Consider the following 16,455-nt stretch of genomic DNA (forward strand, 5'->3'; position numbering starts at 1 on the left):
CAAGGGTACGAGGAGGTTACGGAATGACTGAGGAAAAAAGACTCCAATCAAATCAAAGTTTCCCTCCAAGACGAAAACACCTGTCGGTTGATGAGTATGTTCAGGGTGTGATTAATGGTAACCGTGCAATTATTGCACAAGCGATAACATTAGTAGAAAGCAATTTGCCAAAACATATGGCAATAGCACAAAACGTACTAAAACAACTCATTCCACATACCGGAAAATCAATTCGGATCGGCTTTACAGGTGTTCCTGGTGCCGGTAAGAGTACACTGATTGAATCATTTGGCATGATGCTCTGTGAGCAAAATCACCGGGTAGCAGTATTAGCCGTTGACCCGACTAGTAGCGTTTCAAAAGGGAGTATTCTAGGGGATAAAACACGAATGGAACAACTTTCTCGCCACCCAGACGCATATGTTCGACCATCACCATCAAGTGGAACTCTAGGTGGAGTGACTAGAAAAAGCCGTGAAACCCTTCTTATTTGTGAGGCGGCAGGGTATGACGTGATTATCGTTGAGACCGTAGGAGTTGGTCAAAGTGAAATAACCGTTCGTTCCATGGTGGATTTTTTCCTTGTTATTATGCTGACCGGTGCTGGGGATGAATTGCAAGGAATGAAAAAAGGAGTAATAGAGTTGGCCGATGCCATTTTTATTAATAAAGCTGATGGTACAAACAAACAAGCTGCTTTGAATGCTAAGGTTGATTACAACCGACTCCTTCATTTCTTACAACCTGCAACAGAAGGATGGGAAACAAAAGCGTTTACTGTGTCTGCGTTAACTGATGAAGGAGTCCCTCACATATGGGATGTCATTAAGAAATATAAAGAAGTTACTAGTTGTACTGGTGTCTTTGAAAAAAGACGAAAAGAACAGATGATCAATTGGGTTCATTCTATGATTGAAGACCAGTTAAAGGCGAGATTTTATGGTAACCCACTAATGAAAAAGAGTATATCCGAAATGGAGAAATTCCTTGTTAATGGTCAAACTTCACCAACTCTTGCAGTACAACAATTATTCAGCATTTATGATGAAAATGGATAAGGAAACAAGATATTCTACTCTTTGAAACGTGGGAGAAACCAAGCATAACGAGAACGGTAGTTGCAAGTACCATTAAATGGATAAAGCGAATTGGAACAAATAGATGGGAGAGAGGATGTTGCAGTTGAAACCACCAAATCAGATTGAGCATATTGGAATTGCCGTCAAAAATTTGGAAACTTCAGTAAAATTTTATACTGAAGTACTCGGGTTGAAATGTTTAGGTTATGAAGTTGTTGAAAGCGAAAAAGTTCGTGTGGCGTTTATCGAAATTGGGGAGACCAGGTTGGAATTAGTGGAACCAATAAGTTCGGATAGTCCTATTTCTCAGTTTATCGAGAAAAAAGGAGAGGGCATTCACCATATCGCACTACGGGTTGAAAATGCTGATGAGCATTTAAAAAATATGAAAGCACACGGAGTCAAGTTGATCAATGATAAACCGAAGCAGGGGGCACATGGGAATTTGGTAGCCTTTCTTCATCCAAAGTCCACAAATGGAATATTACTCGAGTTCTGCCAACCTCAACGGAGGGAATGATGAACTTGGTATATATGGAGTTGCACCTGAAGCTATATCGGATTACTTTTTCTGAATACTTCTACTCATTAAAATATAATTAGACTCATATATCCTATCAAAATAAGAAAAAAGGCAATTCCTATAAGACTTGCAATGGCTCCGTTCGCTACTCGTCTTACTATGAGAAACCCACTCATAGTAAGACTTTTAAAGATGTAGCGACTACGCTAATTGCTTCGAGTCTGTTCAAAAAGGGAAAAAACCTCCCTTTTTTTTAGAACGAGAAATATTAAAATTGATTTATCTTGGGATGGACTCCGTTGTTATAGAAAATGGGGTTTATCGCAGTTTAGAGTGATATTATGGTGGTTTTAATTTCCAAACGCGTGGTAACTCCATCGTCTTAAAATGGTGGAGGGCAAATATCTGATTGGCTCTTATCTTTATCAGCCTTATATTGAAATACGCAAGGTTAAGACTAGAGATGCAATGATGCGGTGGTTACGGAATCAATTGAAGGATATGCTAGATCCGCGTTTTACATTATAGTAAAACGAAAAAACACTCTGCCATTAACAGAGCACTAGAATATATGAAGAACCATTTTGTGAAGATCTTACTCCTCAACAAGTAGCAGAAAAGGTAGATATGAATCATATCTACTTAAGCTATCTATATGCCATATCGGCTGTGGCCATCATAGTCGGAACACGAACGGATGCATCTTCTGTATCTGGTGCAAGATCCTTCTGATCAGGATTTACAGCGACCCACTGATGTGCGCCTGCAGGGCTCTTTGTAAGCTCCCACTCATAACCAAATAATAGATCGAAGAAACCATTATCCCACTGTGTCGGATTAGTCGTCCAAGCACCTTCAATACCGCTTGTGATTGAGTCACTACCTTTGCCGCTGCCGTGTTTGCTTAACCATCCTAAGCCTTGTGCTTCAATAGGAGCAGCTTCTGGTTCTGGACCAACATGTGCAGCATCTCTTGCACCGTGTGCTTTACCAAATATCCGCTAGGTGGTAAATTTAATATTGCCCATGGTGAGGCGAATTCAATGCTTCTTCCTCATGTTACACAATTTAACCTTGATCAAATTGAAGAGCGTATGGCCATAATAGCGAGAACGATTGGGTTAGCTGACAAAGACGTTCCATCTCAAGATGCAGCAAATCAACTAATTGAAAGAATCATTGAGTGGACAAAAGCACTTAATATTCCACAAGACTTAAAAGAATTTGGTGTGAAAGAAGAAGATGTCCCTGCGTTAGCTGAAGCTGCTTCCAAAGTAACAAGACTACTAGATAATAACCCGAAAAAAGCAACAGTTTCAGATATTGAAAAGATCTATAAAAGATTGCTATAAAACATAGATTGGGAGTGATTTTATAAAGCTGATTTTTCATTTCAGAAGAATTGGCTTTGGCTGGTCTTCCTTGTTTCAATATGCCGAAGTAGTTAGGTAGGTCTATGGCCTCCTGACTGCTTGATATTGAATTAGTCCAGTTAATTTTATTAATTCTCCAGCATAATCCTTGAATATTGCTTACTAATTATAACTAAATATTAATATTGAGAACCCCTTTTTACGAATAGTAAGAAGGCGTTTTTTATTGTTTAATAAATGACAATCTCGTCCTATAATCTTTCATTAATAAGATACTAAAGGAGAACCGCTTCAGAACATAGAGGAATTACAGATAATTGAACTAAGGACGCTCCAAAGAAATAATCATAGTGATCCACTATTCATATTAATAAGCTCTGTTTTAGATCAATTGTTTGTTTCTTCCACAAAAAAAACGCCGTCAAATAAACCTGACGGCGGATATTTCTTATACTTATTAATTACCTGTTAGTTGTGCTTTCTTAAGGTCAGTGCGCTTAAGATCAAAACGATCTGCATTCATTACTTTAACCCAGGCAGCAATGAAGTCATTTACAAACTTACCTTTGTTATCATCTTGAGCATAAACTTCTGAAATGGCACGTAGAACTGAGTTTGAACCGAATACGAGGTCAACTCTAGTTGCTGTGCGCACGACTTCACCTGTCTTGCGATCACGTCCTTCATATACGCTTTTGTCTACAGGCTTCCACTCTACGCCCATGTCAAGCAAATTAACAAAGAAGTCGTTAGAGAGTGTACCAACACGATCAGTGAATACACCGTATTCGGTGCCACCGAAGTTTGTACCTAGAACACGCATACCACCAACAAGTGCAGTCATTTCTGGTGCAGTAAGGTTTAGTAGTTGTGCTTTGTCTACTAGGAGCTCTTCTGCACTTACACGATACTGCTTCTTTTGATAGTTACGGAAACCATCAGCGCTAGGCTCTAGCACTTCAAAGCCTTCGACATCCGTTTGCTCTTGTGTTGCATCGCCACGTCCAGGAACAAACGGAACCGTTACGTCAAAGCCTGCATCTTGTGCAGCTTTTTCTACTGCAGCACTACCACCTAGTACAATCAAATCAGCCATGCTGACTTTCTTATCTAATTGACTTTGAATGCCTTCTAGTACTGTAAGCACTTTGGTCAGTTGTTCCGGCTGATTCACTTCCCAATCTTTTTGTGGGGCAAGACGGATGCGGGCACCATTCGCGCCACCACGCATATCTGACCCACGGAAGGTACTAGCTGAAGCCCAAGCAGTTGCTACTAGCTCGCTAACTGTAAGTCCTGAGTCTAGGATCTTTGTTTTAAGCTCTGATACTTCTGCATTTGTTAATTCATAGTCAACAGTTGGTACAGGATCTTGCCAGATAAGGTCTTCTTTTGGTACTTCTGGACCTAGATATCTTGCACGAGGACCCATGTCACGGTGAAGTAGTTTGAACCATGCACGAGCAAATACCTCTGCAAATTCTTCTGGATTCTCATGGAAGCGACGAGAAATCTTTTCGTATGCTGGATCCATACGTAATGCCATATCGGCTGTGGTCATCATAGTCGGAACACGGACGGATGTATCTTCTGCATCTGGTGCAAGATCCTTCTGATCAGGATTTATAGCGACCCACTGATGTGCGCCTGCAGGGCTCTTTGTAAGCTCCCACTCATAACCAAATAATAGATCGAAGAAACCATTATCCCACTGTGTCGGATTAGCCGTCCAAGCACCTTCAATACCGCTTGTGATTGAGTCACTACCTTTGCCGCTGCCGTGTTTGCTTAACCATCCTAAGCCTTGTGCTTCAATAGGAGCAGCTTCTGGTTCTGGACCAACATGTGCAGCATCTCCTGCACCGTGTGCCTTACCAAAAGTATGGCCTCCAGCCACTAGTGCAACTGTTTCTTCATCGTTCATTCCCATACGTGCAAACGTTTCGCGGATGTCGCGACCACTTGCAACTGGATCTGGGTTACCATTTGGACCTTCTGGATTCACATAGATAAGACCCATCTGAACGGCAGCAAGAGGATTCTCAAGCTCACGATCACCTGTGTAACGGTTATCGCCTAGCATTTCAGTTTCAGAACCCCAGTAGATGTCTTCTTCTGGATGCCAAACGTCTGCGCGTCCGCCTCCAAAACCAAATGTCTTACCGCCCATGGATTCAATCGCAACATTTCCTGTTAGAACAAGCAAGTCAGCCCAAGAGATCTTGTTGCCATACTTTTGCTTAATCGGCCATAGAAGTCGACGAGCTTTATCAAGGTTGCCGTTGTCAGCCCAGCTGTTAAGTGGAGCAAAACGCTGTGAGCCACTTCCAGCACCACCACGGCCGTCACCTGTTCGATATGTACCTGCGGAGTGCCAAGCCATACGGATAAACATTGGGCCATAATGTCCGTAGTCAGCAGGCCACCACTCTTGACTGTCTGTCATTAGATCATGAAGATCCTGTTTAAGAGCATCATAGTTTAGCTTTTTAAATTCTTCTGCATAATCAAATTCTTCTCCCATAGGGTTCGTTTTTTTGTCATGCTGATGTAGAATATTCAAGTTCAACTGGTTTGGCCACCAGTCTCTATTTGTCGTACCACTAGAAGTTTTACTAGTAGCACCTCCGTGCATTACCGGGCATTTTCCAGCATTAGTAGCGTTTTTAGCGTCCATTTGTTTTTCCCCTTTCAAAATAAATTAAGTAGTAAATAATTATGATTCTAATCTATAACTTAGAATTTAATAATTATTCTTATGTAATCATTATAATAAACTATTACTTAAAAAGAAAGAAATATAGACTTGTAAGAATAAGTATTTTTAAGTAACAAGACTATTCATTATCAATGGGAGGTTTCTATGGAAAGTAAACCTCTACCAATTGTATGTAAGAAAGAGAGGATTTAGAAATAGTTTTTAAGAAAAAGTTTATTACACTTCCAGAGATTTAGTGGAGATTAGTTGATTATGATGGATACTTTTATCCAAACAATAGAAGTCGAATCTCAAGAGATTTATGGAGGATTGAAAATTAGTAAATAAAAATGAGAATGGAACGGAATTTTTAGAGAGTTACAATATAAATATCCTCATACTTACTATATAATGAGAAGGAATGATAGTAGGTAAGACATGGATTCCTTGAGAGATTCTTAATAAATGAATAATTTTGGTGCCCGCCCCCCGTGCTTTAAAGCACGGGGGGCGGCACCTTTTTCGCGAAACTACTTGACAAATTTTTAATGACTTAATGCAAAGCTAATGATTTTTTTGGCAATTTATATATTATGATATAAGACAGTGAAATAACGAAAATCGTTTGAATTTAATATTTAGATAAAACGAATGAATAACTTGTTGGCTAAAACAAGTACTACATAATAAAAATAGTTACTGAAGTCTCCGTAGATTTAACATAAAAGTGTATGGTTTGAATCCTAAGAGGTGGATGAAATGTTCGAACAAATATCAGAAAAGGCGCTCCTTGATGTAAAACACCCCTTACCAAAGTACACATTAAGAAGTTTACATGAAAAGCTGCTACTTGAATGGACTTATAATTCAAATGCAGCTCCATATCTTATTAAGGAAGAAATGGAAAAACTAATGAATTGGTATGAACAGGAGCAAATACATCCTTATTATTAAATTTGGAACTAATAAAAGATAGCTTTCCACCTATTGTTATCAAAGTAGAAAATCGGTTAGATTATTACGAGGCTTTAGACAAGGTGCATACCCAACAGGACTATGATAATTTTGTTCAGTTGGTTGCAAAGGAAGTAGAGGATTCGATAGATTTGTATTTGATGCAATTGAATAAATCTGAATGATTTTAGTGAAAAAAATAGATGTAATGAACCCCAAATCTTAAATGGTTGGGGTTTTTATATTCCAACAGTAAGAAATATTTTTAAAGCTAATGTATAGCAAAAACACATCTTATTGGAATCTCCGTGATGTTGTCTACAACTCTCTAATATAAGGTATTTCTAGGCGTTTGCGGGGAATTCGATGACAAAAATTATTTGATATAATGAATATATTCAGTACTGTTAATTAACTGTGCGGTGTAAAAATAAGGAGTTGTGTACCTCCTCCAATGTATCCCATTAAGAATAAATGTCTTTCAGGAATCCGTTGCATCTGCTTTATGGCAAAATGTTTGTCCATTCCCATCATACAAAAACTAACAATATTAATGATTAAGAGATAATAGATAATAAACTCCAATTTTCATTACTCCTTTTAAGGATAAAACTGGCTACGTGTTTTTTTATACCTTAGCATATTTTTACATCTAGTATTAGTAATTTTTCCCATAAACAAACAATAAAATATCTTTTTTTCACAATTGAACTGTAGTAGTATAAATGTATAAGTATTTTATTTTTCTTTCTTTTTTGTGCGACCAATTTATGGTTAACAGGGTAACTATTAAACTTTCGGAACCTTTAAGGTTCAGATTTGACGCCACCAGTGTGTCTATTAATCTGATTTCTTAAAGATTTTTTTGCGTTTAAGGAGGTATTAGCGGAAGAGGAAATCTTATCTAAATACGAACAAGTACGTGAAGAAAAAGTAGAAGCTTATGCTGCGGAATTATTAGAACTAAGTACCGAGGAATATAATGAAATGACTAGAGCGGAAGATGAATAAATAAGGTGAGGTATCCACTCAATTGTGGATGCTTTTTTCTATTTCTAAATAGGATGAGTGAATGATGGAAAATTTCTTTCTTCTAACCTGATGAATTCGGTGACCTTATTGAAGCTCATAAGTGTGGGGCTCATTATCATTTAAATTGGGCTGATTATGGAAGATGATCTAGACTATTATGATATTGGAATGATAAGTAAGGTTGATTAAGAGCAGATGATAATTGACGGTACTTATAAGAGATATTAGAAGGGTGAATGTGATGACTAATGAGCAGATTGAAGGATGCATAGAATAATTTGAAGAGATGGGAAAGAAAACAGATGAAGAGATTGAAGAATTAAAGGGAATTATTGTTGAGGCTGAAGGAAAATACGAAGAAACTTAATAAGATATTGGATCAGTATGAGTAATGCTATAGAGTCGTAGCTACTGCGGAGGCATACACGATAGGAAACCAAGCCTAAGCGGACGGAAAAGTCTAGATGGACTCAGGCATGGCAGAAGAAACGTAATATCTATTCAAAAAACAGAAAAAATTTAACAAGTATATAAAAATGTAAAGCGGTATAAAAAAATTGCAGGTTATAAACGGGGAAATCTATGGAAAGCACCGGGAATTTTTACATAAAAACAAAAAAGCATCTTCTAGATTAACTTGAAGATGCTTTACTAGTGTACATGTATATGTGTAATTATCAAGTAACTATAATTACACATATACATGGTTTGTCATCTGTAATAGGAACTACTGATGACTAGACTTTTTTGCTGTTTAAAACTGGGTAGATGTATATTGAAACCTAATCTAAGCTTGTTCTCTCTTATTCAATTGTTTCATGACGAGAGTACACAGTTTCATATATATGTTCTATATCTTGATCAGTCATATAAATAAAATTACGTTTATCGCCTCCTTTAACCATAAGAATATAATCAATCATATTTTTGCGCTCTCTTCTACTCATTTTGTCTCCTCCTTTAAATGAATTGTTATATAACAATTTTGTATATCTAATCATATTATATAACAGAAAAGAGAACTGTCAATCTCTATTTTTATACATATTTTGAATATTTCAATAATTGTTTTCGGTTTTTCACATATAAAAAATTATCTATTAATGATTAATTAAATACTTTGCTATTACAGATAAGTCTATCGAAAATTGACTTTTAAATTGTTATAAAACCGCCTAATAAACTAACCATTACTAAGCTTATAATTCCAACTGAAATAGCTGCCACCATACCAATTAAAAAAGGTTTAAATCCTAACCCTTTAAAAACTTTAAAACTAGTTGAAAGGCCAACTGCTGCCATAGCAATTCCTAACAAATAATTTGAGCCTATCGAGTTTATAGTAGACCATGTTTCAATCCATTGATCAGGATTTAATATCCCAAAAGCAGCACTATTATTTTCTACCCCTGCATCTCCGATAGTGCGAACAACTGCCATTGCCAAAAATCCTAAAACAAACAGTGGAATTAATTTATACCATTTTTTGGTTGGTTGTGTACCTGTTACAGAACTATCAGCAACCTTTTTGAAGTAATAGTAAGACAAGATGGGTACAACAGCGACAATGAGTACATTACGAGTAAGTTTTGTGATTGTAGCAACGTCGACAACTTTTGCAGTATCAAAAACTTGACCATAGATCAGTGCTGCACCGGCAACTTGGGCAGTATCATGAATGGATGTTCCAAGGAATAAACCAGCCCTAATAGGATCGTCTTGGAATAAATAATGTGCAAGGTAGGGATATGCAAACATGGCAATAATACCGAATATTGTAATATTGGCAATGGCATAAGCGACCTCTTCGTCATTGGCTTTAATGCTTGGTGAAATGGCAACAATTGCAGTAATCCCACATATTCCCGTTCCACAAGCAACCAGTGTACCTAGACGATGAGACTGTTTCATTTTATTTGTAAACCACAAAGTAACTAAGAGGCCTGCAATCACCGAAGCCAAAATTATCGGAATTCCCCAAGTTGCTAATTTTATTACATCAATAAAACTTAACCTAATCCCCAAAAGGATAATTCCAAATTTTAAAATAAATTTAATCGAAAAAACTACACCATCCTTGAAAATTTCTTGCAACCCAATAATATTTCTAATTAATAGTCCGAGTATAATTGCTATAAAAATACTGGAAATAGGACTTGAACTATTAATTGGTAACCCTTGTAATTGATTAATCCATTGTCCTAACCATTTAGCCATAACGGTACTAATTAACATAATGGATAAACAATAAAGACTACCCGGGATTACTTTAGTTAAGCCACTTATTCTTGATGTCGGTTTCTGATATCCTTCTTCTATTTTAGTTTTAGGAAGGCCCATATTCTCAACTCCTTTTATCGTGTTTGAAATTTAAGTAAACGATAACACATAAATACCCGAACTATTTATTGCGATTCTATTTATAAATTATTAATAATTTGAATAAGTACATATTTAGAGAGGATTAGCATTTGCTTAATTTACTCTGATAAACCATTTTTCAAAACTATCTTTATCCAATAGTTTAATTAATAGAGATTTATAATATTATTCATTACAAATTTCAATTAGCGGTTTATAAGAATAAAGTTTTAATTTTCGGTCTATTGATTTAGAATAAATTAAATTACAAAATAAAATGTATTGAACAAGGGTAACTATTGCTAGGATACTAGTCACTGAAAACCCTCATCATGATTTAAATAATACTCATACGTGGGGAGGAAGGATCTAATGAAACTAATTATTAATGGTGATGAAAAAGAGATTAGTGGAAACACGCTAGAAGAAATAGTAAAACATTATGATCTTGAAATGCATTTAGTTGTAATTGAATTAGAAGGTGAAATTATTGAATCAAAAAATTGGAGCAATACAAAATTAGCCCCAGGGATGAGGATTGAACTCGTCCACTTTGTAGGAGGAGGATGATCATATGAACAAACAAGATAAACTTGTGATCGGTGGGAAAGAGCTATCCTCACGTTTTTTTATTGGTACTGGCCGTTATCCAAACCCTTTTATACAAAAAGAGGCGATTAAAAAGTCCGGTGCAGAAGTACTAACATTTGCGATTCGTCGTGTTAACTTAGAAATGCCAGACGAAGATGCAATTTTACAACACCTTGAGGATCAGTCCTTAACGTATTTACCTAATACATCAGGGGCAAAGACAGCAGAAGAAGCTATTAGAATTGCTAAACTAGCAAGAGCAAGTGGACTTAGTAATTGGATTAAAATTGAAATTAGCCATAATAATAAAACTTTACTTCCAGATCCTATTGAAACATTAAAGGCAACTGAAATTTTAGCAAAGGAAGGGTTTGTTGTATTACCTTATACATCTGATGATCCAATACTATGTAAGCGTCTTGAGGAAGCTGGTGCTGCAGCTGTAATGCCTGGTGCTGCACCAATTGGAACAGGTTTAGGAATATTAAACCCATTCAATCTATCATTAATTGTTGAAGAAGCAAATGTTCCAATTATTGTTGATGCTGGATTAGGTTCAGCGGCAGATGTAACCCAAGTAATGGAATTAGGAGTTGATGGTGTATTAATGAATACACCTGTTGCGAAAGCAAAAGACCCAATTAAAATGGCACAAGCCATGCGCTATGCCATTGAAGCAGGAAGGATGTCTTATTTAGCTGGGCGTATCCCCAAAAAACGTTATGCTACCGCAAGTAGTATTTATGAATCATTGATTCTATCATAGAAGTGAATAAGTGGGATGACATATTATCGTGGAGGCACCACCGATAGTTTCAGATTTGTTTACCCTTAAGATCTCAGCTGTTTTTCAAATTATTTAAATAATATTGTTAATTTTATTCAAGTGTGATTTAATATTACTGTAACTGGTACGTACGTCATGATGTGATTTAAATAATAAAAAGAAGATAACTATATACCCTTATAGATTGTGATCGGAAGGGAGGATAAACATGGATAGAATTTTTGGAGAAACTAAACAAAAAGTTCAAAGTAAATACCCTTCTATTATATTTCCAGAAGGACATGATGAACGAATATTGAAAGCGGCTTGTAAATTATCACAAGAGGGGATACTAAAACCCATATTAATTGGGAATATAGGAAAGATTTCAATTAATATAAAAAATTTAAATCTTAAATTTAGAGATTATGAAATATTAGATCCATTTAGATTTCCTAATTTTGATATGATGGTAGACTCGTTTTTACAATGTACTAAGAACAAAGATGATGAAGAAACTGTTAGATCAACATTGTTGAAGCCAAATTTTTTTTCAACGATGTTAGTGCATACAAATATTGCAGATGGACTAGTAGGAGGAGCAGTATATACAACACGAGATATAATACGTCCGGCATTAAAAATTATTGGGACAAAGCAAGGGGTTAATAAAATATCTGGCATTTTTATTATGACTAAAGGCAGTGAAAAATATATATTTGCTGATTGTGCGGTTAATATATCCCCAAGTAGCGAAGACCTAGCAGAGATAGCTGTTTTATCTGCTGATACTGCAAAAATGTTTGATATTGATCCAAAAATAGCTTTACTTAGTTTTTCTACCAAAGGTTCTGGGCGTTCATTAGAAAGTGAAAAAGTTTCAAACGCTGTTTCCTTGGTGAAAATAAAGGATCCAAACTTAGTAGTTGATGGTGAATTACAATTTGATACAGCACTTATACCATCAATAGCTAAGAAAAAAGCGCCCAACTCTTCACTAAATGGTGATGCAAATATATTTATTTTTCCTAATTTAGATTCAGGAAACATAAGTTATAAAATTACCCAAATATTGGGTGGGTATTCGGCTGTTGGTCCAATTTTACAAGGATTAAACAAACCAGTAAACGATTTATCTAGAGGTTGCAGTACAGACGATGTGTATAAATTATCTATTATAACTGCTATGCAAGGATTATATTAAACTAGTAATTTGTAAATATGTAAAGTAGGAGGTAAGTGTATGAAGATTGGAACAGAACGTATAAAACGAGGAATGGCTGAAATGCAAAAAGGCGGCGTGATAATGGATGTGGTTAATGCTGAGCAAGCAAAATTGCTGAAGACGCTGGTGCAGTTGCTGTAATGGCATTAGAGCGGGTCCCTGCCGATATTCGTGCATCAGGTGGTGTAGCTCGAATGGCGAATCCGACTATTGTTGAGGAAGTTATGAACGCTGTTTCAATACCTGTTATGGCAAAGGCAAGAATAGGTCACATTGTAGAAGCTAAAATACTTGAGCCGATGGGTGTTGATTACATTGACGAAAGTGAAGTATTAACGCCTGCAGATGAGCTTTATCACCTTTAATAAGCATAACTATACAATTCCATTTGTATGTGGTGCTCGTGATCTTGGTGAAGCTGGTCGCCGAATTGGTGAAGGGGCCTCAATGATTCGAACTAAAGGAGAACCTGGTACAGGGAATATCGTTGAAGCAGTACGTCTATGCGAATGATTCAATCGCAAATTAAGAGAGTAGCATCAATGTCTAGAGATGAACTTATGACTGAAGCCAAGAATACAGGAACACCTTATGAATTATTATTAAAAATTAGAGAAACAGGTAAGTTACCTGTTGTGAATTTTGCAGCCGGTGGAATCGCAACACCTGCGGATGCTTCGTTAATGATGCTTCTTGGTGCAGATGGGATATTCGTAGGTTCAGGTATTTTTAAATCTGAGAATCCGCAAAGGTTTGCTCAAGCAATTGTCGAAGCAACAACACATTATGAGGATTATCAGTTAATTTCAAAACTATCAAAAGGATTAGGTGCAGCTATGAGAGGAATAGAGATTTCAACACTGATGCCATCCGAGCGAATGCAAGAGCGAGGTTGGTAAAATGGTAGAATCACAAAGTTGTTTTTTATGTTTGTAATTCAACTTTAAACTAATCAATTCAAGTAAGCTTAATTAAATAATAAGGAGCGAATATAATGTCGAAAATTCCCGATGATTTATTGATTAAGGTATATGCAAAAGCGCTAAGATTAAAACTGGACCAATACTTCATTTTATTGATAGAACGAGAGATCAAAAAGCGAAATATAGATAGTTTTGTAATTTTAGAAAACACAAATACTAATATTTAAAAATTTATTTTTGGGAATGTATTGAATTTTCAGTTTTATTATGTTTTAATAGACTTGCTGGTACGAACGTCATGATATCAGTATCAATTATTTAGGGAGGGAAGAATTATGATAATTGGAGTACCTATGGAAATTAAAAATAATGAAAATCGTGTAGCGATTACTCCAGCTGGTGTGGATTCATATATCCAAGCAGGTCATGAAATGTGGATTGAAACTGGAGCAGGGACCGGGAGTGGGTTTAGTGATGAGCAATATATAATAGCCGGTGCCAAGATTGTATCAACCGCAAGGGAAGCATGGTCTGCAGAAATGGTTATAAAAGTAAAAGAGCCCCAAAAAGAGGAGTATTGTTACTTTCGAGAAAACCTGATTTTATTTACTTATCTACATTTAGCTGCTGAACCTGAGTTAACCCAGGAATTGACTAACAAAAAAGTAACTTCTATAGCTTATGAAACAATTCAAATTGAGGACGGTTCATTACCTCTACTAACTCCTATGAGTGAAGTTGCTGGAAGAATGTCAGTTCAAATAGGTGCGCAATTTTTAGAGAAATCAAAGGGTGGAAAAGGTGTACTGATAGGAGGTGTACCTGGTGTCCAACCTGCAAAGGTAGTAATTGTTGGGGGTGGAATTGTAGGTACAAATGCAGCAAAGATGGCAATTGGATTAGGAGCAAACGTTAGTATATTAGACATCAATCCGTCTCGCCTTCGTCAATTAGATGATCAATTTGGAGGTCGTTTAAAAACCTTGATGTCAAATAGTTATAACATATCATCCGAAATAAAGGATGCAGATTTGTTAGTAGGTGCTGTACTCATACCGGGAGCTCGGGCCCCACGTTTAGTTACTGAAGAGATGGTATCTAATATGTCTGAAGGCTCAGTAATTGTTGATGTCGCTATTGACCAAGGGGGATCAATTGAAACAATTGATCGAATTACTACCCATGATAATCCAACATATCTAAAGCATGGTGTGCTTCATTATGCAGTCGCTAACATGCCAGGTGCAGTTTCTAGAACATCAACAATTGCATTGGTGAACGTAACAAGTCAGTATGGTGTATTTATTGCAAATAAAGGGGTAAAAAAAGCTGTACTAGAAAAACCTGCTTTAGCAAAAGGAGTTAATACCTATAAAGGACGTGTTACTTATAAAGCTGTTGCAGACGCTCACCATTTATCATATACCTCTATAGAAGAGTTATTGAATGAAAAAGTAGCCACAACTTTATAATGGTTTTTATCTTTTATAAAAGGAGGTTTTAAAATGAAAGTCAAGGAATCTAGAAAAGAAGAGTTGGTTCAGAAAGATAATGATCACTTATGGCACGCCATGCACCGTCATTCAGCTAATGCCAATCCCATGATTGCGGTATCCGGAGAAGGGTCTTGGTTTACAGATATCAATGGAAATAAGTATTTAGATGGGGTATCGGGTTTATGGTGCTTGAATCTAGGTCATGGACAACAAGAAATTGTTCAAGCCGCTACAAACCAAATGGCACAGTTATCCTATTTTCCACTTACGTTTTCACATACTCCTGCAATTGAATTATCATCAAAAATTAGTGAACTTCTTGGAGGTTCATACAAGACTTTCTTTTCCAATGGTGGGTCTGAAGCGAATGAAACGGCATTTAAGATCGCTCGGCAATATCACAACCAGAATGGCAACCCGGGTAAATATAAATTCATTTCTAGATATAGAGCCTATCACGGCACAACTTTAGGCGCATTAAGCGCAACAGCTCAAGCTAACCGTCGAGTAAAATATGATCCAGCTGTTCCAGGTTTTTTACATGTACCACCTCCTTATCGTTATCGTTGCCCTTTTGGAGGTATAGAAAACAGTGACCTCGTCGCTGCTAATATGATCGATCAGGTCATTTCATGGGAAGGCGCTGAAACAGTCGCCGCTGTCATTATGGAGCCGTTTATATCTGGTGGTGGTGTCCTCATTCCATCAAAAGAGTATTTACAGCGAGTTCAAGAAATTTGTAAAAAGCACGATGTCTTACTCATTCTCGATGAAGTCGTATCTGGATTCGGTCGAACAGGGAAAATGTTTGGATTTATGCACTCAGAAGGAGTTCAGCCTGATATCGTTACAATGGCTAAGGGGTTAACTAGTGGGTATCTGCCATTAGGAGCTACTGCTGTAAAATCTACTATCTTTGAAAAGTTTAAAGAAGAGGGCGATAAAAATCATTTCCGACACGTTTCCACGTATGGTGGACACCCAGCTTCATGTGCTGTAGCTCTGAAAAATATTGAAATTATTGAAAGAGAAAATTTAGTCGAACGCGTTTCTACTTTAGGCGAATCTCTCCTAGGACGATTACATGAATTAGATGAGCACAAAAACGTTGGAGAAGTTAGAGGGGCTGGATTCCTTTATGGAATTGAACTCGTTACCGATAAGGAAAGCAAGGAACCTGTATCCGATGAATTTATAGGTAACATTATCGGAAAGTGTAAAGAGAAAGGTTTGATTATTGGACGGAATGGAGATACCGTCCCAGATCAAAATAACATATTAATCATCGCTCCACCACTTACATCAACGGAAGATGATTTGAAGTTTATTCTTGAAACGGTTAACGCTGTTTTCGATACAATTCATTAATACCATTTATTCGTGAAGAATGTGTAAAAAATACAGAATATTTATAATAGTCGGGAGGACTTAACC

At 36.7% G+C, this 16,455-nt stretch carries 13 protein-coding genes and 3 pseudogenes; 11 read left to right on the top strand and 5 right to left on the bottom strand.

Annotated elements, in window-relative coordinates:
- Nucleotides 1–23: 23 nt before the first annotated feature.
- Entirely contained in the window at nt 24–1,058 is a 1,035-nt protein-coding gene (meaB, locus tag LDX58_RS15225; protein WP_227937677.1) for a methylmalonyl Co-A mutase-associated GTPase MeaB, read from the top strand.
- Between the two features lie 118 nt (nt 1,059–1,176).
- Nucleotides 1,177–1,599 carry a methylmalonyl-CoA epimerase gene (mce, locus tag LDX58_RS15230; protein WP_308017532.1) on the top strand — a complete coding sequence of 141 codons (423 nt, stop codon included), beginning with the start codon at nt 1,177–1,179 and terminating at the stop codon, nt 1,597–1,599.
- Nucleotides 1,600–2,252: 653 nt separating this feature from the next.
- On the opposite strand, the pseudogene LDX58_RS15235 reads toward mce, so the two are convergent.
- Nucleotides 2,253–2,597 (bottom strand): annotated as a pseudogene (locus LDX58_RS15235) (catalase/peroxidase HPI); the annotation flags it as partial.
- Here LDX58_RS15235 and LDX58_RS15240 point away from each other — a divergent pair.
- Nucleotides 2,598–2,954 (top strand): annotated as a pseudogene (locus tag LDX58_RS15240) (iron-containing alcohol dehydrogenase); the annotation flags it as partial.
- A gap of 478 nt (nt 2,955–3,432) precedes the next feature.
- Here the strand turns inward: LDX58_RS15240 and katG are convergent.
- Nucleotides 3,433–5,652: a catalase/peroxidase HPI gene (gene katG / locus LDX58_RS15245; protein ID WP_227937679.1), complete on the bottom strand. Its 2,220-nt coding sequence runs from the start codon at nt 5,650–5,652 to the stop codon at nt 3,433–3,435.
- A gap of 780 nt (nt 5,653–6,432) precedes the next feature.
- Here katG and LDX58_RS15250 point away from each other — a divergent pair.
- Nucleotides 6,433–6,627 (top strand): hypothetical protein, encoded by a 195-nt coding sequence (locus LDX58_RS15250; protein ID WP_227937680.1) that lies wholly within the window; start codon nt 6,433–6,435, stop codon nt 6,625–6,627.
- A 411-nt stretch (nt 6,628–7,038) separates the two neighbouring features.
- On the opposite strand, the gene LDX58_RS15255 is transcribed toward LDX58_RS15250, so the two are convergent.
- The 3 genes from LDX58_RS15255 to LDX58_RS15265 all read right to left on the bottom strand — a co-directional run bounded on the left by LDX58_RS15255 (nt 7,039) and on the right by LDX58_RS15265 (nt 9,999).
- A complete protein-coding gene (locus LDX58_RS15255; protein WP_227937681.1) occupies nt 7,039–7,212 on the bottom strand; it encodes a DUF1294 domain-containing protein in 174 nt (57 codons plus the stop codon).
- A 1,250-nt stretch (nt 7,213–8,462) separates the two neighbouring features.
- Nucleotides 8,463–8,606, bottom strand: coding sequence for a BH0509 family protein (locus LDX58_RS15260; protein WP_227937682.1), 144 nt, complete (start codon nt 8,604–8,606; stop codon nt 8,463–8,465).
- Nucleotides 8,607–8,814: 208 nt separating this feature from the next.
- Nucleotides 8,815–9,999, bottom strand: coding sequence for a YeiH family protein (locus LDX58_RS15265; RefSeq protein ID WP_227937683.1), 1,185 nt, complete (start codon nt 9,997–9,999; stop codon nt 8,815–8,817).
- A 393-nt stretch (nt 10,000–10,392) separates the two neighbouring features.
- Here LDX58_RS15265 and thiS point away from each other — a divergent pair, with 393 nt between their 5' ends.
- The 7 genes and pseudogenes from thiS (at nt 10,393) to LDX58_RS15300 (ending at nt 16,389) form a co-directional block, all read left to right on the top strand.
- Nucleotides 10,393–10,590, top strand: coding sequence for a sulfur carrier protein ThiS (thiS, locus tag LDX58_RS15270; protein ID WP_227937684.1), 198 nt, complete (start codon nt 10,393–10,395; stop codon nt 10,588–10,590).
- A gap of 4 nt (nt 10,591–10,594) precedes the next feature.
- A complete protein-coding gene (locus LDX58_RS15275; protein WP_227937685.1) occupies nt 10,595–11,377 on the top strand; it encodes a thiazole synthase in 783 nt (260 codons plus the stop codon).
- A 229-nt stretch (nt 11,378–11,606) separates the two neighbouring features.
- Nucleotides 11,607–12,581, top strand: a complete 975-nt coding sequence (pta, locus tag LDX58_RS15280; RefSeq protein WP_227937686.1) for a phosphate acetyltransferase — start codon at nt 11,607–11,609, stop codon at nt 12,579–12,581.
- A gap of 39 nt (nt 12,582–12,620) precedes the next feature.
- Nucleotides 12,621–13,501: pseudogene (pdxS, locus tag LDX58_RS15285) on the top strand (pyridoxal 5'-phosphate synthase lyase subunit PdxS).
- A gap of 95 nt (nt 13,502–13,596) precedes the next feature.
- The gene (gene sda, locus LDX58_RS15290; protein ID WP_227937687.1) at nt 13,597–13,752 is read left to right on the top strand and encodes a sporulation histidine kinase inhibitor Sda; all 156 of its coding nucleotides are present in this window, start codon (nt 13,597–13,599) and stop codon (nt 13,750–13,752) included.
- Nucleotides 13,753–13,860: 108 nt separating this feature from the next.
- Nucleotides 13,861–14,997, top strand: coding sequence for an alanine dehydrogenase (gene ald / locus LDX58_RS15295; protein WP_227937688.1), 1,137 nt, complete (start codon nt 13,861–13,863; stop codon nt 14,995–14,997).
- A 33-nt stretch (nt 14,998–15,030) separates the two neighbouring features.
- Nucleotides 15,031–16,389 carry an aminotransferase gene (locus LDX58_RS15300; RefSeq protein WP_227937689.1) on the top strand — a complete coding sequence of 453 codons (1,359 nt, stop codon included), beginning with the start codon at nt 15,031–15,033 and terminating at the stop codon, nt 16,387–16,389.
- Nucleotides 16,390–16,455: the final 66 nt, after the last annotated feature.

Origin of the sequence: Alkalihalobacillus deserti, from assembly GCF_020734105.1 — a bacterium.
GTDB classification, from domain to species: Bacteria; Bacillota; Bacilli; order Bacillales; family Bacillaceae_D; genus Halalkalibacter; species Halalkalibacter deserti.